Source organism: Pseudomonas sp. LY-1 (genome assembly GCF_053502595.1).
The window spans coordinates 399,571-420,529 of record NZ_CP094353.1; the positions used below are offsets into that span (position 1 = coordinate 399,571).

11 protein-coding genes, 2 tRNA genes and 4 rRNA genes are annotated in these 20,959 nt (G+C 57.7%); 9 read left to right on the plus strand and 8 right to left on the minus strand.

All coding sequences use genetic code 11. From position 1 onward, the window contains the following. Window positions 1–95: 95 nt before the first annotated feature. From MOQ67_RS01855 to MOQ67_RS01870, 4 genes are all read right to left on the minus strand, one after another. Window positions 96–1,532: an NAD(P)(+) transhydrogenase (Re/Si-specific) subunit beta gene (locus MOQ67_RS01855; protein WP_017849056.1), complete on the minus strand. Its 1,437-nt coding sequence runs from the start codon at window positions 1,530–1,532 to the stop codon at window positions 96–98. Then, window positions 1,532–1,852 (minus strand): NAD(P) transhydrogenase subunit alpha, encoded by a 321-nt coding sequence (locus MOQ67_RS01860; protein WP_003187417.1) that lies wholly within the window; start codon window positions 1,850–1,852, stop codon window positions 1,532–1,534. Before MOQ67_RS01860 ends, MOQ67_RS01855 begins: the two co-directional genes overlap by 1 nt. A gap of 15 nt (window positions 1,853–1,867) precedes the next feature. After that, complete coding sequence (locus tag MOQ67_RS01865) at window positions 1,868–2,989, minus strand: Re/Si-specific NAD(P)(+) transhydrogenase subunit alpha (protein WP_046381520.1); 1,122 nt, start codon at window positions 2,987–2,989, stop codon at window positions 1,868–1,870. A 453-nt stretch (window positions 2,990–3,442) separates the two neighbouring features. Next, window positions 3,443–4,342 (minus strand): LysR family transcriptional regulator, encoded by a 900-nt coding sequence (locus tag MOQ67_RS01870; protein ID WP_057004954.1) that lies wholly within the window; start codon window positions 4,340–4,342, stop codon window positions 3,443–3,445. A gap of 156 nt (window positions 4,343–4,498) precedes the next feature. On the opposite strand from MOQ67_RS01870, the gene MOQ67_RS01875 reads away from it, so the two are divergent. The 9 genes from MOQ67_RS01875 (at window position 4,499) to MOQ67_RS01915 (ending at window position 15,215) form a co-directional block, all read left to right on the plus strand. Next, window positions 4,499–5,680 carry an acyl-CoA dehydrogenase gene (locus MOQ67_RS01875; protein ID WP_017849059.1) on the plus strand — a complete coding sequence of 394 codons (1,182 nt, stop codon included), beginning with the start codon at window positions 4,499–4,501 and terminating at the stop codon, window positions 5,678–5,680. Window positions 5,681–5,693: 13 nt separating this feature from the next. Next, the gene (locus tag MOQ67_RS01880; RefSeq protein ID WP_017849060.1) at window positions 5,694–6,914 is read left to right on the plus strand and encodes a CaiB/BaiF CoA transferase family protein; all 1,221 of its coding nucleotides are present in this window, start codon (window positions 5,694–5,696) and stop codon (window positions 6,912–6,914) included. A 639-nt stretch (window positions 6,915–7,553) separates the two neighbouring features. Then, window positions 7,554–9,090 (plus strand): 16S ribosomal RNA (locus MOQ67_RS01885). Between the two features lie 82 nt (window positions 9,091–9,172). Beyond that, window positions 9,173–9,249 (plus strand) — tRNA-Ile (locus MOQ67_RS01890). Between the two features lie 27 nt (window positions 9,250–9,276). Then, a tRNA-Ala gene (locus MOQ67_RS01895) sits at window positions 9,277–9,352 on the plus strand. A gap of 247 nt (window positions 9,353–9,599) precedes the next feature. Beyond that, window positions 9,600–12,491 (plus strand): 23S ribosomal RNA (locus MOQ67_RS01900). Between the two features lie 156 nt (window positions 12,492–12,647). After that, a 5S ribosomal RNA gene (gene rrf, locus MOQ67_RS01905) occupies window positions 12,648–12,763 on the plus strand. A 109-nt stretch (window positions 12,764–12,872) separates the two neighbouring features. Continuing rightward, window positions 12,873–12,988, plus strand: a 5S ribosomal RNA gene (gene rrf, locus MOQ67_RS01910). Together the 16S, 23S and 5S rRNA genes with 2 tRNA genes alongside form the textbook arrangement of a ribosomal RNA operon. Before the next feature lie 346 nt (window positions 12,989–13,334). Next, a complete protein-coding gene (locus MOQ67_RS01915) occupies window positions 13,335–15,215 on the plus strand; it encodes a methyl-accepting chemotaxis protein (RefSeq protein WP_079442568.1) in 1,881 nt (626 codons plus the stop codon). A 39-nt stretch (window positions 15,216–15,254) separates the two neighbouring features. Here the strand turns inward: MOQ67_RS01915 and MOQ67_RS01920 are convergent, their stop codons facing one another. Genes MOQ67_RS01920 through MOQ67_RS01935 form a run of 4 tightly spaced genes read right to left on the minus strand, consistent with a single transcriptional unit; the run spans window position 15,255 to window position 20,800 of the window. After that, window positions 15,255–15,713: an SRPBCC family protein gene (locus tag MOQ67_RS01920; RefSeq protein WP_104904168.1), complete on the minus strand. Its 459-nt coding sequence runs from the start codon at window positions 15,711–15,713 to the stop codon at window positions 15,255–15,257. A 19-nt stretch (window positions 15,714–15,732) separates the two neighbouring features. After that, a complete protein-coding gene (locus tag MOQ67_RS01925; protein ID WP_198718255.1) occupies window positions 15,733–19,101 on the minus strand; it encodes an amino acid adenylation domain-containing protein in 3,369 nt (1,122 codons plus the stop codon). Further along, entirely contained in the window at window positions 19,098–20,045 is a 948-nt protein-coding gene (locus MOQ67_RS01930; RefSeq protein ID WP_046483732.1) for a diiron oxygenase, read from the minus strand. Before MOQ67_RS01930 ends, MOQ67_RS01925 begins: the two co-directional genes overlap by 4 nt. Next, window positions 20,042–20,800 (minus strand): DUF3050 domain-containing protein, encoded by a 759-nt coding sequence (locus tag MOQ67_RS01935; protein WP_046385135.1) that lies wholly within the window; start codon window positions 20,798–20,800, stop codon window positions 20,042–20,044. The genes MOQ67_RS01930 and MOQ67_RS01935 overlap by 4 nt, the downstream gene beginning before the upstream one ends. Window positions 20,801–20,959 lie beyond the last annotated feature (159 nt).

A 20,959-nucleotide genomic window follows, 5' to 3' on the forward strand; every position in this document is an offset into this window, starting at 1 on the left:
GGCAGTGATTTAGGGCCTTTGGTCGGTTTTCATGCTGCAATAAAAAACCCTAGCCTACTGCAGGCCAGGGTTTCGGGTATTGCGCTGGCGCAGTGTTACTCGACAGCCTTGACCATGTCTTCGATAACCTTCTTGGCGTCGCCGAAGACCATCATGGTTTTGTCCAGGTAGAACAGCTCGTTGTCCAGGCCGGCATAGCCGCTGGCCATCGAGCGCTTGTTGACGATGATGGTCTTGGCCTTGAACGCTTCGAGGATCGGCATGCCGGCAATCGGCGAGTTCGGATCGTTCTTGGCGGCCGGGTTGACCACGTCGTTCGCGCCGAGCACCAGTACTACGTCAGCCTGGCCGAATTCGGAGTTGATGTCTTCCATCTCGAACACCTGGTCGTAAGGCACTTCGGCCTCGGCCAGCAATACGTTCATGTGTCCGGGCATGCGGCCGGCCACCGGGTGGATCGCGTACTTCACGGTCACGCCACGGTGGGTCAGCTTCTCGGTCAGTTCCTTCAGCGCATGCTGTGCCCGCGCCACTGCCAGGCCATAGCCCGGCACGATGATCACGGTATCGGCGTTGGTCAGCAGGAACGTGGCGTCGTCGGCCGAGCCGGACTTCACCGGGCGCGCTTCTTTCGAGCCGGCCGCCGCACCGGCATCCGGCGCATTGCCGAAACCGCCGAGCAGCACGTTGAAGAAGGAGCGGTTCATCGCCTTGCACATGATGTAGGACAGGATCGCACCGCTGGAGCCCACCAGCGAGCCGGCGATGATCAGCATCGAGTTGTTCAGCGAGAAGCCGATCCCTGCCGCAGCCCAGCCGGAGTAGCTGTTGAGCATCGACACCACTACCGGCATGTCGGCGCCGCCGATCGGGATGATGATCAGCACGCCCAGCACGAACGCCAGGGCCAGCATCAGCGCGAAGGCAGAGAGGTTGCCGGTGAACATGAAGGTCAGGCCGAGCCCCAATGTAGTCAGGCCGAGCACCAGGTTCAGTTTGTGCTGGCCGCCGAACTGTACCGGTGCGCCTTGGAACAGGCGGAACTTGTACTTGCCCGACAGCTTGCCGAAGGCGATCACCGAACCGGAGAAGGTGATGGCGCCGATGGCGGCACCGAGGAACAGTTCCAGGCGGTTACCGGCCGGGATCGCATCGCCCAGGTGTTTGACGATGCCCAGCGATTGCGGTTCGACCACGGCGGCAATGGCGATAAACACCGCGGCCAGGCCGATCATGCTGTGCATGAAGGCGACCAGTTCCGGCATCTTGGTCATTTCCACGCGCTTGGCCATGATCGAGCCGGCGGTGCCGCCGATCAGCAGGCCCACGATCACGTAGCCGATGCCGGCAGTGGCAAGCTCAGCGCCCAGCTTATAGATGAGGCCCACGGTGGTGAGCACCGCCAGCGCCATGCCGAGCATGCCGAACAGGTTGCCGCGCCGCGAAGTGGTCGGATGCGACAGGCCTTTGAGGGCCTGGATGAAACAGATCGACGCGATCAGATAGAGCGTCGTGACAAGATTCATGCTCATTACTTCGGCGCCTCTTCTTTTACTTTCGGGGCTTTCTTCTTGAACATCTCAAGCATCCTGCGAGTCACCAGGAAGCCGCCGAACACGTTGACGGCCGCCAGGGCCACAGCCAGCGTGCCCATGGTCTTGCCCAGCGGAGTCACGGTCAGCGCAGCGGCCAGCATGGCGCCGACGATCACGATCGCCGAGATTGCGTTGGTCACCGCCATCAACGGCGTGTGCAGTGCGGGGGTAACGTTCCAGACCACGTGGTAACCGACATAAATCGCCAGCACAAAGATGATCAGGTTGTAGATACCGGGGGAGATAAGCTCTTCCATCGTCTGAATCCCTGCTTAGGCGTTTTTGCGGATGACTTGGCCGTCGCGGCACATCAGGCACGCGGCAACGATGTCGTCTTCGAGGTTGATTTCAAACTGCCCTTCCTTGTTGAAGACCAGCTTCAGGAAGTCCAACAGGTTGCGCGCATACAGGGCCGATGCGTCGGCGGCGACGGCACCCGCCAGGTTGGTCGGGCCGCAAATGATCACGCCGTTTTCCACCACCACCTGATCGGCGACGGTCAGCGGGCAGTTGCCGCCCTGGGCTGCGGCAAGGTCGATCACCACTGAGCCCGGCTTCATCTGGGCAACCGTGTCGGCGCTGAGCAGGGTCGGAGCCTTGCGGCCCGGGATCAGGGCGGTGGTGATGACGATGTCGGCCTGCTTGGCGCGTTCGTGGACCGCCAGGGCCTGGCGTTGCATCCAGCTGGTCGGCATCGGCCGTGCGTAACCGCCGACGCCGACGGCGCATTCACGCTCTTCGTCGGTCTCATAAGGCACGTCGACGAACTTGGCGCCGAGGGATTCGATCTGCTCCTTCACGGCCGGGCGCACGTCAGACGCTTCGATCACTGCACCCAGGCGTTTCGCCGTGGCGATGGCCTGCAGCCCCGCGACGCCAGCGCCGAGGATCAACACGCGCGCGGCTTTTACCGTACCGGCGGCAGTCATCAGCATCGGCATGAAGCGTGGGTAATGATGGGCGGCGAGCAACACGGCCTTGTAACCGGCGATGTTGGCCTGGGACGACAGCACGTCCAGGCTCTGGGCCCGCGAAGTCCGCGGCGCGGCTTCGAGCGCGAAGGCCGTGATGCCCTGCTCGGCCAGTTTGGCGATGGTTTCGTTGCTGAACGGATTGAGCATGCCCACCAGCACGGTGCCGCTTTTGATCAGCGTCAGTTCGCTGTCGCTGGGGGCAACCACTTTGAGGATCAGCTCCGCGCCAAATGCATCGCTGGCGCTGCCAATGGTTGCACCTGCCGTTTCATAGGCACTGTCGACGATGCTGGCTTTAATGCCCGCCCCGCTTTGTACAGTGACCTTATGGCCCTGGCCGATCAGCTTCTTGATGGTTTCCGGGGTGGCAGCCACCCGCGTTTCACCGGTCTGGGTTTCGAGAGGAACACCAATGTGCACGTGAAATCTCCTGCATGATCTTTTTGCTTTTGATCTTATTGTAAAAAGGCCAGCGCACCGTGAGTGGCGCATCTGGGGCGGCCGATCAGCACGATCCCGCTGAAATGACAGCGGGGCGCGGCATTTTGCAGGCGAACTTTACGACCTTACAAGGGATTATGACGGGTGACGAAAAATTAACTACAAGTCACCCTGTGACTGATTGTCGCAACGCTTTGAGAAAAAACCTTTAAATACAAGTGGTTAATGGTTTGTTTTGTTTTTTCGGTAGTTTTGCAATCGCCGTTGTGAATAGCCGGGCATTGGTCGGTAATAGTCGCTACAAGCCATGAGAATCATGGCTTGTAGCCTCATTCTCGCCGAACAGGTACAGTTTTCTTAAATGCGACATATAGATATATCTGTAGGATATTATTTTAGCTGACTACATGGTCAATAAATGGCACTTCGTCTTTAGATTACAGGGCTGTAGCGCTGGGACTGGTCGATCAGCCAGTCCCTGAAGGCGTGCAGGGATGCCGATTCGACTTTCCTGTCAGGAATCATCAGGTAATACGCCTTCGAACTGCTCAGTGCTTCAGGGCTCGCGATCACCAGTTGGTGCTCGTTCAGTTCGCGCTGGATGAGGAACGGTGGAATCAGCGCAATGCCCATGTCATGCATGGCGGCCTGGGACAACATCGAGAATAGCTCGTAGCGGGGGCCTGTCATGTCGCGAGGTATGTTCAGTTGTTGCGCGTTGAACCACTGGCGCCAGGCATAGGGCCGCGTGGTCTGCTGCAGCAGCGGCAGTTCCGCGATTTCCTGGGGGCTGAAGTGCGCGCGGCTGCCGAGTAAGCGCGGGCTGCACACCGGGACCGGGTTTTCTCCCATCAGCCGGTGGGATTCGGTACCGGACCAGTCGGCATCGCCGAAATAGATCGCGGCGTCGAATTCGGTGTCGGCAAACAGGAAGGGGCGCGTGCGGTTGGTGAGGTTGACCGTGACTTCCGGGTGCTGGCGCTGAAAGTCCTTGAGACGAGGGATCAGCCATTGGGTGCCAAAGGTCGGCACCACCGCCAGCTCGATGACGTTCGCGCCCTGCTGTCCCATGACGGACAAGGTGTCGCGTTCCACCGCGTCCAATTGCGTGGCGACCCGACGGCTATACGACAGGCCTGCTTCCGTCAGCTTGACCCCACGCCGCGAGCGTCGAAACAGCTCGACACTTAAAAACTCCTCGAGGCTGGCGATCTGTCGGCAAATGGCGCCCTGAGTGATGGAAAGCTCCTGCGCCGCCTTGGTAAAGCTCTCGTGGCGGGCTGCAGCTTCAAAGCTGACAAGGGCGGTGGTGCTGGGGATTTTTCTGCGCATGTACCTTGTTCTCACTTATAAGGCGCGTTTTCGCCCTTCTCGGCCGTTACGGAGTGAGAAATTAGCACAAGCCTATGCAAAAACCTCGTTTGCCCTCTGCGCTTGCCGAGCCTAGTCTGCATCCACGACTTCTGATTTTTTTGCGAGGACTTATTCATGGCTGGCAAGGCAAGCTTCAACTGGATCGATCCACTGCTGCTGGATCAACAGCTCACCGAAGAAGAGCGCATGGTGCGCGACAGTGCTGAGCAATTCGCCCAGGACAAGTTGGCGCCAAGGGTGCTCGAAGCCTTCCGCCATGAAAAGACCGACCCGGCGATCTTCCGTGAGATGGGCGAAACCGGCCTGTTGGGCGCGATGATTCCCGAGCAGTACGGCGGCAGTGGCCTGAATTACGTCAGCTACGGGTTGATTGCGCGTGAGGTCGAGCGAGTCGACTCCGGCTATCGCTCGATGATGAGTGTGCAGTCGTCGCTGGTCATGGTGCCGATCAATGAGTTCGGCACCGAAGCGCAAAAACAGAAATACCTGCCGAAGCTGGCGTCGGGTGAATGGATCGGTTGCTTCGGTCTGACCGAGCCTAACCACGGTTCCGACCCGGGCGCGATGATTACCCGGGCACGCAAGGTGGATGGCGGCTACAGTCTGACCGGCGCCAAGATGTGGATCACCAACAGCCCGATCGCCGATGTGTTCGTGGTGTGGGCCAAGGACGATGCCGGCGATATCCGCGGTTTTGTCCTGGAGAAAGGCTGGAAAGGTCTGAGCGCTCCGGCGATTCACGGCAAGGTCGGCCTGCGGGCTTCCATTACCGGCGAGATCGTCATGGACAACGTGTTCGTGCCTGACGAGAACATCTTCCCGGATGTGCGTGGCTTGAAAGGCCCCTTCACCTGCCTTAACTCCGCTCGTTACGGCATCTCCTGGGGCGCGCTGGGTGCTGCCGAGTTCTGCTGGCACACTGCTCGCCAGTACACCCTTGATCGTCATCAGTTCGGTCGGCCATTGGCGGCGACCCAGCTTATCCAGAAGAAGCTCGCGGACATGCAGACCGAGATCACTCTGGCCCTGCAAGGCTGCCTGCGCCTGGGGCGGATGAAGGATGAAGGCACTGCGGCGGTGGAAATTACTTCGATCATGAAGCGCAATTCCTGCGGCAAGTCGCTGGATATCGCACGCATGGCGCGGGATATGCTGGGCGGTAACGGTATCTCCGACGAGTTCGGGGTGGCGCGTCACCTGGTCAACCTGGAAGTGGTGAACACCTATGAAGGTACCCACGATGTACACGCCTTGATTCTGGGGCGCGCGCAAACCGGTCTTCAGGCGTTCTATTAATAGGAGCACGGGCATGGGCGCGCTTTCGCATCTGCGGGTACTGGATTTGTCGCGAGTACTGGCGGGCCCTTGGGCCGGGCAGATCCTCGCGGACCTTGGGGCCGAAGTGATCAAGGTCGAGCGGCCGGGCAATGGTGACGACACGCGTGCCTGGGGGCCTCCCTTCCTCAAGGACGCGTATGGCGAGAACACCAGTGAAGCGGCGTATTACTTGTCGGCCAACCGCAACAAAGAGTCGGTGACCATCGACTTCACGCAGCCGGAGGGGCAGAAGCTGGTGCGTGACCTGGCGGCCAAGTCCGACATCCTGATCGAGAACTTCAAGGTGGGCGGCCTGGCGGCGTATGGGTTGGACTATGCCTCGCTGAAGGAGGTCAACCCGGCGTTGATCTATTGCTCGATCACGGGGTTTGGCCAGACGGGGCCTTATGCGGCGCGTGCGGGCTACGACTTCATGATCCAGGGGTTGGGCGGACTCATGAGCCTGACGGGGCGGCCGGAGGGTGATGAGGGGGCGGGCCCGGTGAAAGTGGGGGTGGCGTTGACTGACATCCTTACGGGGCTCTATTCGGCGGTGGCGATCCTGGCGGCGCTGGCTCATCGCGAGCGTGATGGCGGCGGGCAACATATTGATATGGCGCTGCTGGACGTGCAGGTGGCTTGTCTGGCCAACCAGGCGATGAACTACCTGACGACAGGCGTGCCGCCAAAGCGCTTGGGCAATGCGCATCCGAATATCGTGCCTTATCAGGATTTTCCCACGGCCGATGGCGACTTCATCCTGACGGTGGGGAATGACGGGCAGTTCCGTAAGTTTGCGCAGGTGGCAGGTCAGCCGCAGTGGGCGGATGATCCGCGTTTCGCGACCAACAAGGTGCGGGTGGCCAATCGCGCGGAACTGATTCCCTTGATTCGCCAGGCGACGGTGTTCAAGACGACGGCTGAATGGGTGTCGCAACTGGAGCGAGTCGGCGTGCCGTGCGGGCCGATCAATGATCTGGCGCAGGTATTCGCGGATGCCCAGGTCAAGGCGCGCGGGCTGGCGATTGAGTTGCCTCACGCACTGGCGGGGATGGTGCCTCAGGTTGCCAGTCCCATACGGCTATCCAAGACCCCTGTGGAATACCGCAGCGCGCCTCCTTTATTGGGTGAGCATACGGTCAGGGTGTTGCAGGAAGTGCTGGGGTTGATGCCGGCGAATGTGGCTGCTTTAAAAGAAGCTGGGGTGATCTGAGTCCTCTCTTCTATATAGAGCGTCATTAAGGGCTCTATATAGAAGAAAGTTGGTTGTTTTTTAGCCAATCCGAACTATTGGATAGATAAGCGAAATTAAAGGTTGACGGCAAATCCTGGACGTCTATAATTCGCCCCACTTCCGGCGCAGTCGAAACGGAAAACTCCTTGGTAAACAAAGAGTTACGCAAGATTCGACAGCGGCCTGCTTCAGTTCATCGAGGCCTGGAAGGAGTTGGTAGAGCAGGGTTGTTTGGCTCTATTAACGTTTCGATCTTCTCGGTCGAAAGCGGAGAAAAAGAGGTGTTGACAGCAGCGTGTAACGCTGTAGAATTCGCCTCCCGCTAACGAGAGATCGGAAGCGCAAGTGGTTGAAGTTACAAAGGAAACTTTGAAAACTTCTGAAAATAATCACTTGACAGCAAATGAGGCTGCTGTAGAATGCGCGCCTCGGTTGAGACGAAAGATCTTAACCAACCGCTCTTTAACAACTGAATCAAGCAATTCGTGTGGGTGCTTGTGGAGTCAGACTGATAGTCAACAAGATTATCAGCATCACAAGTTACTCCGCGAGAAATCAAAGATGTAACCAACGATTGCTGAGCCAAGTTTAGGGTTTCTTAAAAACCCAAAGATGTTTGAACTGAAGAGTTTGATCATGGCTCAGATTGAACGCTGGCGGCAGGCCTAACACATGCAAGTCGAGCGGTAGAGAGAAGCTTGCTTCTCTTGAGAGCGGCGGACGGGTGAGTAATGCCTAGGAATCTGCCTGGTAGTGGGGGATAACGTTCGGAAACGGACGCTAATACCGCATACGTCCTACGGGAGAAAGCAGGGGACCTTCGGGCCTTGCGCTATCAGATGAGCCTAGGTCGGATTAGCTAGTTGGTGAGGTAATGGCTCACCAAGGCGACGATCCGTAACTGGTCTGAGAGGATGATCAGTCACACTGGAACTGAGACACGGTCCAGACTCCTACGGGAGGCAGCAGTGGGGAATATTGGACAATGGGCGAAAGCCTGATCCAGCCATGCCGCGTGTGTGAAGAAGGTCTTCGGATTGTAAAGCACTTTAAGTTGGGAGGAAGGGCAGTTACCTAATACGTGATTGTTTTGACGTTACCGACAGAATAAGCACCGGCTAACTCTGTGCCAGCAGCCGCGGTAATACAGAGGGTGCAAGCGTTAATCGGAATTACTGGGCGTAAAGCGCGCGTAGGTGGTTAGTTAAGTTGGATGTGAAATCCCCGGGCTCAACCTGGGAACTGCATTCAAAACTGACTGACTAGAGTATGGTAGAGGGTGGTGGAATTTCCTGTGTAGCGGTGAAATGCGTAGATATAGGAAGGAACACCAGTGGCGAAGGCGACCACCTGGACTGATACTGACACTGAGGTGCGAAAGCGTGGGGAGCAAACAGGATTAGATACCCTGGTAGTCCACGCCGTAAACGATGTCAACTAGCCGTTGGGAGCCTTGAGCTCTTAGTGGCGCAGCTAACGCATTAAGTTGACCGCCTGGGGAGTACGGCCGCAAGGTTAAAACTCAAATGAATTGACGGGGGCCCGCACAAGCGGTGGAGCATGTGGTTTAATTCGAAGCAACGCGAAGAACCTTACCAGGCCTTGACATCCAATGAACTTTCTAGAGATAGATTGGTGCCTTCGGGAACATTGAGACAGGTGCTGCATGGCTGTCGTCAGCTCGTGTCGTGAGATGTTGGGTTAAGTCCCGTAACGAGCGCAACCCTTGTCCTTAGTTACCAGCACGTAATGGTGGGCACTCTAAGGAGACTGCCGGTGACAAACCGGAGGAAGGTGGGGATGACGTCAAGTCATCATGGCCCTTACGGCCTGGGCTACACACGTGCTACAATGGTCGGTACAGAGGGTTGCCAAGCCGCGAGGTGGAGCTAATCCCAGAAAACCGATCGTAGTCCGGATCGCAGTCTGCAACTCGACTGCGTGAAGTCGGAATCGCTAGTAATCGCGAATCAGAATGTCGCGGTGAATACGTTCCCGGGCCTTGTACACACCGCCCGTCACACCATGGGAGTGGGTTGCACCAGAAGTAGCTAGTCTAACCTTCGGGGGGACGGTTACCACGGTGTGATTCATGACTGGGGTGAAGTCGTAACAAGGTAGCCGTAGGGGAACCTGCGGCTGGATCACCTCCTTAATCGACGACATCAGCTGCTCCATAAGTTCCCACACGAATTGCTTGATTCATTGAAGAAGACGATAAGAAGCAGCCCGAAATTGGGTCTGTAGCTCAGTTGGTTAGAGCGCACCCCTGATAAGGGTGAGGTCGGCAGTTCGAATCTGCCCAGACCCACCAATTTTGTGTGGGAACCTGTAGAAATACGGGGCCATAGCTCAGCTGGGAGAGCGCCTGCCTTGCACGCAGGAGGTCAACGGTTCGATCCCGTTTGGCTCCACCACTACTGCTTCTAGAAGTTAAAAGCTTAGAAATGAGCATTCCATCGTGATGATGGTGAATGTTGATTTCTAGTCTTTGATTAGATCGTTCTTTAAAAATTTGGGTATGTGATAGAAAGATAGACTGAACGTTACTTTCACTGGTAACGGATCAGGCTAAGGTAAAATTTGTGAGTTCTCTTAATTGAGAAATTCGAATTTTCGGCGAATGTCGTCTTCACAGTATAACCAGATTGCTTGGGGTTATATGGTCAAGTGAAGAAGCGCATACGGTGGATGCCTTGGCAGTCAGAGGCGATGAAAGACGTGGTAGCCTGCGAAAAGCTTCGGGGAGTCGGCAAACAGACTTTGATCCGGAGATGTCTGAATGGGGGAACCCAGCCATCATAAGATGGTTACCTTACACTGAATACATAGGTGTAAGGGGCGAACCAGGGGAACTGAAACATCTAAGTACCCTGAGGAAAAGAAATCAACCGAGATTCCCTTAGTAGTGGCGAGCGAACGGGGACTAGCCCTTAAGTGGCTTTGAGATTAGCGGAACGCTCTGGAAAGTGCGGCCATAGTGGGTGATAGCCCTGTACGCGAAAATCTCTTAGTCATGAAATCGAGTAGGACGGAGCACGAGAAACTTTGTCTGAATATGGGGGGACCATCCTCCAAGGCTAAATACTACTGACTGACCGATAGTGAACTAGTACCGTGAGGGAAAGGCGAAAAGAACCCCGGAGAGGGGAGTGAAATAGATCCTGAAACCGTATGCGTACAAGCAGTGGGAGCCTACTTTGTTAGGTGACTGCGTACCTTTTGTATAATGGGTCAGCGACTTATTTTCAGTGGCGAGCTTAACCGAATAGGGGAGGCGTAGCGAAAGCGAGTCTTAATAGGGCGTCTAGTCGCTGGGAATAGACCCGAAACCGGGCGATCTATCCATGGGCAGGTTGAAGGTTGGGTAACACTAACTGGAGGACCGAACCGACTACCGTTGAAAAGTTAGCGGATGACCTGTGGATCGGAGTGAAAGGCTAATCAAGCTCGGAGATAGCTGGTTCTCCTCGAAAGCTATTTAGGTAGCGCCTCATGTATCACTGTAGGGGGTAGAGCACTGTTTCGGCTAGGGGGTCATCCCGACTTACCAAACCGATGCAAACTCCGAATACCTACAAGTGCCGAGCATGGGAGACACACGGCGGGTGCTAACGTCCGTCGTGAAAAGGGAAACAACCCAGACCGTCAGCTAAGGTCCCAAAGTTATGGTTAAGTGGGAAACGATGTGGGAAGGCTTAGACAGCTAGGAGGTTGGCTTAGAAGCAGCCACCCTTTAAAGAAAGCGTAATAGCTCACTAGTCGAGTCGGCCTGCGCGGAAGATGTAACGGGGCTCAAACCATACACCGAAGCTACGGGTATCACGTAAGTGATGCGGTAGAGGAGCGTTCTGTAAGCCTGTGAAGGTGAGTTGAGAAGCTTGCTGGAGGTATCAGAAGTGCGAATGCTGACATGAGTAACGATAATGGGTGTGAAAAACACCCACGCCGAAAGACCAAGGTTTCCTGCGCAACGTTAATCGACGCAGGGTTAGTCGGTCCCTAAGGCGAGGCTGAAAAGCGTAGTCGATGGAAAACAGGTTAATATTCCTGTACTTCTGGTTATTGCGATGGAGGGACGGAGAAGGCTAGGCCAGCTTGGCGTTGGTTGTCCAAGTTTAAGGTGGTAGGCTGGAATCTTAGGTAAATCCGGGATTCTAAGGCCGAGAGCTGATGACGAGTTATCTTTTAGATGACGAAGTGGTTGATGCCATGCTTCCAAGAAAAGCTTCTAAGCTTCAGGTAACCAGGAACCGTACCCCAAACCGACACAGGTGGTTGGGTAGAGAATACCAAGGCGCTTGAGAGAACTCGGGTGAAGGAACTAGGCAAAATGGCACCGTAACTTCGGGAGAAGGTGCGCCGGTGAGGGTGAAGGACTTGCTCCGTAAGCTCATGCCGGTCGAAGATACCAGGCCGCTGCGACTGTTTATTAAAAACACAGCACTCTGCAAACACGAAAGTGGACGTATAGGGTGTGACGCCTGCCCGGTGCCGGAAGGTTAATTGATGGGGTTAGCTAACGCGAAGCTCTTGATCGAAGCCCCGGTAAACGGCGGCCGTAACTATAACGGTCCTAAGGTAGCGAAATTCCTTGTCGGGTAAGTTCCGACCTGCACGAATGGCGTAACGATGGCGGCGCTGTCTCCACCCGAGACTCAGTGAAATTGAAATCGCTGTGAAGATGCAGTGTATCCGCGGCTAGACGGAAAGACCCCGTGAACCTTTACTATAGCTTTGCACTGGACTTTGAATTTGCTTGTGTAGGATAGGTGGGAGGCTTTGAAGCGTGGACGCCAGTTCGCGTGGAGCCAACCTTGAAATACCACCCTGGCAACTTTGAGGTTCTAACTCAGGTCCGTTATCCGGATCGAGGACAGTGTATGGTGGGTAGTTTGACTGGGGCGGTCTCCTCCTAAAGAGTAACGGAGGAGTACGAAGGTGCGCTCAGACCGGTCGGAAATCGGTCGTAGAGTATAAAGGCAAAAGCGCGCTTGACTGCGAGACAGACACGTCGAGCAGGTACGAAAGTAGGTCTTAGTGATCCGGTGGTTCTGTATGGAAGGGCCATCGCTCAACGGATAAAAGGTACTCCGGGGATAACAGGCTGATACCGCCCAAGAGTTCATATCGACGGCGGTGTTTGGCACCTCGATGTCGGCTCATCACATCCTGGGGCTGAAGCCGGTCCCAAGGGTATGGCTGTTCGCCATTTAAAGTGGTACGCGAGCTGGGTTTAGAACGTCGTGAGACAGTTCGGTCCCTATCTGCCGTGGACGTTTGAGATTTGAGAGGGGCTGCTCCTAGTACGAGAGGACCGGAGTGGACGAACCTCTGGTGTTCCGGTTGTCACGCCAGTGGCATTGCCGGGTAGCTATGTTCGGAATAGATAACCGCTGAAAGCATCTAAGCGGGAAACTAGCCTCAAGATGAGATCTCACTGGGACCTTGAGTCCCCTGAAGGGCCGTCGAAGACTACGACGTTGATAGGTTGGGTGTGTAAGCGCTGTGAGGCGTTGAGCTAACCAATACTAATTGCCCGTGAGGCTTGACCATATAACACCCAAGCAATTTGCGAACTCGAAAGAGACCAGATTGCGGTGTGTGAAGACGAAACGAACCGAAAGTTCGACTCTTACAAAACACCGAAAGCTATCACATACCCAATTTGCTGAAGCGAGGCCAGCTGGCCACGACTCAGTACCCGAATTTCTTGACGACCATAGAGCATTGGAACCACCTGATCCCATCCCGAACTCAGTAGTGAAACGATGCATCGCCGATGGTAGTGTGGGGTTTCCCCATGTGAGAGTAGGTCATCGTCAAGATTAAATTCCAGAACCCCTGTTTGCTCGCGCAGACAGGGGTTTTGTTTTAGTAGAAGTCCACGAATTTCACTGGAGCGTTGCCAAGGCAACGGTCTGGTACACAGAATTTCTTGACGACCATAGAGCATTGGAACCACCTGATCCCATCCCGAACTCAGCAGTGAAACGATGCATCGCCGATGGTAGTGTGGGGTTTCCCCATGTGAGAGTAGGTCATCGTCAAGATTAAATTCCGAAACCCCTGTCTGCTTGCGCAGACAGGGGTTTTGTCGTTTAAGAGGTCTGCTTTGGTCGCACATCTGCTCAGCCGACTCCCTGCATCTGATCGATGCTCATCCGTCCTGGAAAACTGCAAGACTTTGCAGTTTCGGACGCCTTGCTTGTACCGCCGGTCTGTTTCCCACTCAAAAAGAGGATCTTTCTGACAAATCCTTAAGATTCCACTTCATTTGGCCGAAAGCCTGACGAGCCATGCGTGCACCGATTTGGAGCAGATCAAGCGTCTGCCCAGGCGTTACATGGAATGTTCCACCCAGCACGCTCCCCCCCTTTGGCAAAAGAAGTCGATGAAATGAATCTAAAGTTCAGTCATAAAATTCTGTTGGCCGCGTCAGGCGTCGTGGTCTTGGCCTTCGCGTTATTCACGTTGTACAACGATTACTTACAGCGCAGCACCATCAAACAGAACCTGGAGTCGTCCATCCAGCAATCCGGAGAACTCACCGCCAGCAGTGTGCAGAACTGGCTCAGTGGCCGCGTGTTGATACTCGAAAACCTGGCACAAAACATGGCTCACCAGGGCAGTGCTGCAGATCTTCCAGGCTTGGTTGATCAGCCCGCACTCACCTCGAACTTCCAGTTCACTTACGTCGGCCAAACCAACGGCGTGTTCACCCAACGTCCCGACGCAAAAATGCCCGATGGCTATGACCCGCGCCAGCGTCCTTGGTACAAGCAAGCCGTGGCGGCTGACAAACCGATGCTGACCCCGCCTTACATGGCAGCCGTGGGTGGGCAGATCGTGACCATCGCCATGCCGGTGAAAAAGAACGGCGAGTTGCTGGGCGTGGTCGGTGGTGACCTGAGCCTGCAAACGCTGGTGAAGATCATCAACTCGGTAGACTTCGGCGGCATCGGCCATGCGTTCCTGGTCAGCGGCGACGGTCAGGTCATCGTCAGCCCCGATCAGGGCCAGGTGATGAAGAACCTCAAGGACATCTACCCAGGCACCAGCGTCCGCATCGAGAAGCTTAACCAGGATGTTGTCCTCAACGGTCAGGATCGCATTCTGTCCTTCACCCCTATCGCCGGCTTGCCAGGTGCGGACTGGTACATCGGCTTGTCGATTGATAAAGACAAAGCCTACGCACCCCTGGGTAAATTCCGCACCTCCGCGCTGATTGCCATGCTGATTGCCGTGGTGGCGATTGCGGTGCTCTTGAGCTTGCTGATCCAAGTACTGCTGCGGCCGCTGACCACCATGGGCGTTGCCATGCAGGACATCGCCCAGGGTGAGGGTGACCTGACCCGCCGCCTGGACGTGACCAGCAAAGATGAGTTTGGCGAGGTAGGCAGTGCCTTCAACCAGTTCGTCGAGCGTATCCACGCCTCGATTTCAGAGGTGTCCTCGGCAACGCGCCAGGTGCATGACTTGTCCCAGCGCGTAATGGCGTCGTCCAACGCCTCGATCGTCGGTTCTGACGAGCAGAGCGCGCGCACCAACAGCGTAGCGGCGGCAATCAACGAACTGGGCGCCGCTACCCAGGAAATCGCGCGTAACGCCGCTGACGCTTCCCAGCACGCCAGTGGTGCCAGCGAGCAGGCTGACGATGGGCGCAAAGTGGTGGAGAAAACCATCCTGGCGATGTCGGAACTGTCGCAAAAGATCAGCCTGTCCTGCACCCAGATCGAAACCTTGAACGCCAGCACCGATAACATCGGCCACATTCTCGATGTGATCAAAGGCATCTCCCAGCAGACCAACCTGCTCGCGCTCAACGCCGCGATCGAGGCCGCCCGTGCCGGGGAAGCGGGTCGCGGGTTTGCCGTGGTCGCCGATGAAGTGCGCAACCTGGCTCACCGTACCCAGGAGTCGGCGGAGGAAATCCACAAAATGATTACTTCGCTGCAAGTGGGTTCGCGTGAAGCGGTGACCACCATGAACGCGAGCCAGACCTCCAGCGAAGAGAGCGTCGAAGTCGCCAACCAGGCCGGTGAGCGCCTGATCAGCGTGACGCAGCGGATTGTTGAAATCGACGGCATGAACCAGTCGGTCGCCGCCGCCACCGAGGAGCAGACCGCGGTGGTGGAAACCCTCAATGTCGACATCAACCAGATCAACCTGCTGAACCAGCAAGGCGTGGCCAACCTCAATGAAACATTGAAGGACTGTGACGCGTTGTCTCAACAGGCCAGCCGCTTGAAACAACTGGTCGACAGTTTCAAGATCTGACCTCAACGGCATAGGAGCGAGGCCTCTCGCTCCTACTGCTTAGCCGAGCATTTGTCGGACATTTTCCAGGGCGCCGTCGGCGAAGTTCTGCATAAAGTGTTCGAACCCTTCCTGCGCGGTGTCGACCGGTTCGCCGATGAGCGTCCAGGTCGCTCTGGAGCATCCGAAGCCAAGTGGCTCCACACGCATTGCCGCCCACAAGCGGGCCACGCCCAAGGTGTTGTAGACCGTGGTCCAGGTCATGAACATGGCCTCTTCGTCACGGCTGTTGAGCTGCTCCACCGCACAATGGCCATCGTGGAAATACTTCGTGCGTAAAGCGCCTACGCCGGTGCCGGTCATTTCGATGTGCGACAAGGCGGGAATGAACGCATCAAAGCCTGCAAAGTCCCCCACCAAGCCCCACAGCCTGGCGGCCTCGCAGGTGACTACGACAGAGGCCACCACTGGTGTGCCCCGGGGGTTGCGGATCAATGTATCGGGTTGCAACGGTTTCATGAGGTTGTCCTGAGGCGGTTCAGAGAAAGCCGATGGCCTTGAGGTAGTCGCAGCCTTTGCCTAACAGCGCGGGGCTTTTCTCGGGGTACGGCTTACCCATTTCTTCCACGCCCCGGCGTGCGTTGTCGTGACGGATCATCGACGTATCGCCGATGTCTTCACCCAACCCGTCCAGGTAAAAACCCAGCACGCCAAACAGCGCATTTTCGCGGCCCACCGTTCGCAGTTGCCGTTGCCACTGCGCGACACTGACCCGCTCGAATGTGTAGCCGGCGTCGCGGAATGCATCGAGGTACTGCTCCCAGCTCAGGGGTTGTGGGTTATGCAGGTTGTACACGCTGCGCCCGGTTGCGAAATGAGCGCAGTGGAACGCGATGAAGCGTGCAAAAAAGTCCACCGGCATCAGGTCGAAGTTCACCGCTAAGCGCGGAACCAGGCCCAACTGCAGCGAGCCCTTGAGCATCAGCATCAGGCGATTTTTCTGTGGTTGGCAAACACCGCTTTGGCTGTTGAAACTGATATTGCCCGGACGATAGATATTCACCCAGGCACCTTGCTCCAGCGCGCGTGCCGATAGCCGCTCGGCCACCCATTTGGACAGGTTGTAACCATTCTTGATGTAGATCGGCGGTGTCGCCGCAGCAGGCGACTCGAGGACCTGTCCCGCGGCGTCGATGGCGCTGCATGCCGAGAGTGTCGAGATGAAGTTGAAGACCTTTTTGCTGTGGGTTTCACACAGGCGCACGCATTCGAGTACCGGGTCGACGTTGTCTTTCACCAGCGACGCGTAGTCCATCACATGGTTGACCCGCGCCGCGTTATGCACCAGCACGCCAAAGTCCCTGGCGAGGCGCTCGTACACCTCGGCGGCCAGGCCCAGGCCAGGCTGGCTGACATCGGCGGCGTACACCTGCACCCGGCTCAGGTCCAGATGTTCCAGGCGGTACTCCTGCAACGCCTGGGTGAACCGTACCGTTGCCGGCTGGTTCGGCAGTTCCCGCACCAGGCATGCCACTTCGGTCGCACCGCCGGCCAGCAAGGCTTCGACAATGTGGACCCCGATAAAACTGTTGGCCCCCGTCACGATCACTTTGCGACGATCACCGGCGCGGTCCTCGGGCAGCACCTCAAAAGCCGGTTCCCGCTGCGCGTCTTGAACCGCCTGGCCGACGGGTGCGGCAGCGCGCGGGCCGTCCTCCAGCAGCGCCGCGAGCGTGCGAATGGTCGGCATTTCAAAAAAGCTGTTCAGGGGCAGGCTGCGACCAAATTGTTCGCGAACCCGCAGCAGCAGGCTCGATAGCAAAATGGAGTGGCCGCCGACGTTAAAGAAGCTGTCATCGATGGACAACGTGCCCGTAGGAAGCTGCAACAACTCATGCCACAGCCCCAACAGCTCAACCTGCAGCGGCGTTTGCGCGGCCTTTGCGGTGTGATTCGAAGGGCGCTGCACCGGCAGTTGCAACAAGGCCTGGCGATCGACTTTACCGTTGCTCGCGTAAGGCAGGCCGGCGAGTTCGATCCACCGCTCGGGTTGCATGTAATCAGGCAGCCACTGCCGTGCATGCTGCTTGAGGTCGTCCATCGTGGCACCCGGTTCCGGCTGGGCGACCACACCGCGAATCCTGCGATCATCGTCGATCACCACGGCCACCTGGCGGAACAGGCGGCTGGCACGCAGGCACTGTTCGATCTCCTGGGGTTCGACTCGAAACCCCCGAATCTTCACTTGCTCGTCCCGACGCCCGCCCAGCTCGATGCCGTCGCCGGTCCACTTTGCGTAATCACCGCTGCGGTAGGCGCACACGGGTTGTCCTCCCGGCAGTACCAGTTCGACAAAAGGGTCGTCGTGCAGTTGTGTTGCGTTCAAGTACCCCAGGCTCACGCCCGGCCCGACGATGTACAGCTCGCCCATCACCTGTTCGTCCACCGGCTGTAAATGCTCATCGAGTATCAGCACCTGGCTGTTGGCGATGGGACGGCCGGCGTTGCGATTGCTGTCCCCGGGCCGCAACGTGCGATGGGTGACCAGCACCGTGGCTTCGGTGGGGCCATAGAGGTTGTGCAACTGGCATTGGCCGGCCAGTCGTTCGATCACATAGGGTTCACAGGCATCGCCGCCGGTCAGCAGGTGCGTCAGGCCCAGCGGTTGGTCCAGCGGCAGGATGCTCAGCAGCGCCGGTGGCAGGAAGGCATGGGTGAGCCGCTGCTGGCGGATCAGTTCTACCAGCTGCTGCGGGTCGCGTCGTTGCGCCTCGCTTGGGACAATCAACTCGGCGCCGGCAATCAGGCTGGGGAAGATATCCATCAGCGAGGCGTCGAAGCTCAACGAAGCGAACTGCAGTACCCGACTCTGCTCGTCCAGCCCCATGCAGCCGCCGAACCAGGCGGTGAAATGGGCCAGGTTGCTCTGGCTCAGCAACACGCCTTTGGGGCGGCCGGTAGTGCCCGAGGTGAAGAGCACCATGCACGGCGCATCGGGGGAGGGGCGATGCTGCAGCAACGGTGACGTGTCGTGCTGATCGAGCGCACTGACATCCAATGAAACGAAGTGCTCGCGCAGTGGGTGGCCGCCATCATCCAGCAACAGCCTGGCTCCCGCGCTGTCCAGCATGGCCTGTTGGCGTTGCGCCGGATGATCCGGTGCCAGCGGCAGGTAAACCGCGCCGCAGCCCAGCACCGCAAGAATGCTGGCATACAACGCCGTTGTTTTTTCCAGGCACACCCCGACCACCGGTGGTACCTCCAGGCCTTCCAGCAGTGGGCCGAGGCGTTGCTGGATCGCCCGTGCTTGAGCGTGCAATTGCCGGTAGGTCAGTACACGGCCGGCAATGTTCAGCGCCGGTCGTGCGGCGAAGGTGAGCAGGCTGGCCTGCAGTCGTTCGATCATCGGCACCTGCGCTGCCTGCAGCAATTGCACATCGGCGGTGTGATTGAACCGATGCACGAACGCCAGTGCCTCCAGCTTTTGCAAGCTGTGTTCGGGCCAGGCATTGGTGCCGGCCGCGGCGGGGCAATACTCCGGGTCGCGGGCGAAGCCGCTGACCAGCACGGCGACCCATTCCACCAGCGCGCTTGTCGCTTGCAGGCGCAGTCGCTGGCCATTGCCGCTGGGCGCTTCGGCAAGGTCCAGCACGGCCAGCAAGCGCTGGCCGGCGGCATAAGCGCGTAACTGCAGCCGCGGCAACCCATGCTCCGTCAGCGGGCCGACGCCCAGGCGCAGGCTGATGCGTGGAGTGGCGGCCAGGTGTGCGGGCAGTGACTCGCTACCGTCCTCGATCACCAGGTCGGCAGCGTCATGCCCCGACAGATGACCATACTGTTCCAGCTCCAGCCTCACCGCATCCAGGGCACGGCTGATACCCAACCATCCAATTGTCAGGCGCCTCATGCCGCTCTCCCGGCCACCGGCAGATAGTCGGCCAATGCCAGGGCCACGCTCGGTGTCTGCAGCAAACCGCTGTGTTGCAGAAAGCCCATGATGTTGCCGATCAGCGGGTGGTGGCGGGTGATGGGGAACTCCAGTGCCGCCATGTCGGCCCGCAGCGCATGGCGAACGTCAGCGCTGACGTCCAACTGATCGATCAGTTGCAGGTCGAAGGATTTTTGCAGCTCGTTGGTCAGGTAATGCGCCAGAAAGATGGGCAAGACCGGCGCAATGCTATCGCGGTCAGCCGGGCTTGCCGCCTGCCAATAGAGGCGCACCAGGCGTGTCCAGAACTGCCCATGGCGCCCTTCGTCGAACAGGTGATCGGCCATCAAGCCACGGATGGAGGCCTTGACGCTGTCATCCCTGGAAAACGCCGCCACGTCATGGGTCACGGTGTTTTCGGCAATGGCCACGGCAATCAATTCCACCGCATCGCGCAGGTGCGCCGGGGCTTGCGCCTGCGCCGCCGGCAGGGCGCGGCTCAGTTCGATCTGCCCGGGCAGATCCAGCGGTGATATACCGGTCATCTTCACGGTCTGTTGCAGGAAGTCCAGCGCGACCAGGGCGTGATAGTCCTCGTCCACCACGACGGTCATCGCGTCATAGCGACACACAAGGGGGAAGGGCAGGGCGAAACGGTTCTTGGCGATGTTGCGCGCGGTCCTGTCGACGATCTCGGTTTCGAAAATCACCACGTCATTGATGAATTTGTAGAAGCTTTGCAACAGCACGAAGTCGCGCCACTGCGGGCAATGTTCAAGAAAGGTCGCGCTGAGCACCAGGGGCTGGCGGCACAGCGGGTAGATCAGTTTGTCGTCGTTTTCCAGCAGGCGGCGAGGGCGTGTGCGGATGGTGGCGCGGCGTTCCCAGTCTTCGGCGATGGAGCGGTAGGCGCTGATGTTCATGGGCGCACCTGTTGCAGCAAGGTGTGTACGTCGTCCCAGAGCTTGATGCGGTTTTCCACGGCGTTGACCGCGGTTTCAGCCGCCTGTTGCTGGCGCTCGGGTGCGTTGTCGGTAAGGCCCTGGAGCATCCTCTGCGCCCCTGGCTCATGGTCTTGGGTGTCCAGCTCGATGTGGCGGTTGAGGTACTCGCCCAAGGTTGGCGCCTGGCTTCTGATGATCTCACTGCCCTGCAACAGCCGTTCGAACATGCTCGGGATAATGCTTTCGCGGCCGTGCAGGAAGGCGGCGGCCACACAATGGGTGGGCGCATTCAACGCGATGTGCAACGTGCTGGCGACGAAGCGGGCCACGCCGGGCAGCACATCGACCTGGCCCAGGGCGGCATTGGCCTCGACGCCCCGACGTTGCAGCGTGATGAACGTATCGATAGCGTGGGTACTGGCGCCCACTTCGAGCATGGCTTCGCGGTACAGCTCGAAGTGGCTGCAATGACCGCGCCGGGGGTGTTCGTCCGACTCCTCGCCCAGCACGATTTCGTTGATCAGGCGGGCGGCTTGCGGGTCGGTCGGCGGGAGCCAGGGTAATTGCGTACAGGTCAGGTCCCGTTGCAGGCGTTTGGTGAGGCTCATGAAGTCCCAAACGGCAAATACATGGTTTTCCATAAAGATTTGTAACTTGCCAAGTGAAGTTATTTCTTCAAATAACGGATGGCTGCATAACTGCAGTTTTTTTTGTTTAAGTAAACCTTGATACATAGTTGATGCCTATAAGTTGTTGCGACTGCTCTGAAAACAGTGCTGGGCTTTTGCAGCCCAAAAGCGGACAGATAACGTTTAGCCAAGCAGCGCGCGCAGCGCTGCCCAAACAAGGGTTCGTGCAGGCTGTTGAGGTGCTTGGTTTATTGAAGAAAGATA

Coding starts and splice junctions, on each gene's coding strand:
- MOQ67_RS01920 (WP_104904168.1), bottom strand. CDS start 15,713: ATGAAACCGTTGCAACCCGATACATTGATCCGCAACCCCCGGGGCACA.
- MOQ67_RS01880 (WP_017849060.1), top strand. CDS start 5,694: ATGGGCGCGCTTTCGCATCTGCGGGTACTGGATTTGTCGCGAGTACTG.
- MOQ67_RS01935 (WP_046385135.1), bottom strand. CDS start 20,800: ATGTATCAAGGTTTACTTAAACAAAAAAAACTGCAGTTATGCAGCCAT.
- MOQ67_RS01875 (WP_017849059.1), top strand. CDS start 4,499: ATGGCTGGCAAGGCAAGCTTCAACTGGATCGATCCACTGCTGCTGGAT.
- MOQ67_RS01870 (WP_057004954.1), bottom strand. CDS start 4,342: ATGCGCAGAAAAATCCCCAGCACCACCGCCCTTGTCAGCTTTGAAGCT.
- MOQ67_RS01860 (WP_003187417.1), bottom strand. CDS start 1,852: ATGGAAGAGCTTATCTCCCCCGGTATCTACAACCTGATCATCTTTGTG.
- MOQ67_RS01855 (WP_017849056.1), bottom strand. CDS start 1,532: ATGAGCATGAATCTTGTCACGACGCTCTATCTGATCGCGTCGATCTGT.
- MOQ67_RS01915 (WP_079442568.1), top strand. CDS start 13,335: ATGAATCTAAAGTTCAGTCATAAAATTCTGTTGGCCGCGTCAGGCGTC.
- MOQ67_RS01930 (WP_046483732.1), bottom strand. CDS start 20,045: ATGAACATCAGCGCCTACCGCTCCATCGCCGAAGACTGGGAACGCCGC.
- MOQ67_RS01925 (WP_198718255.1), bottom strand. CDS start 19,101: ATGAGGCGCCTGACAATTGGATGGTTGGGTATCAGCCGTGCCCTGGAT.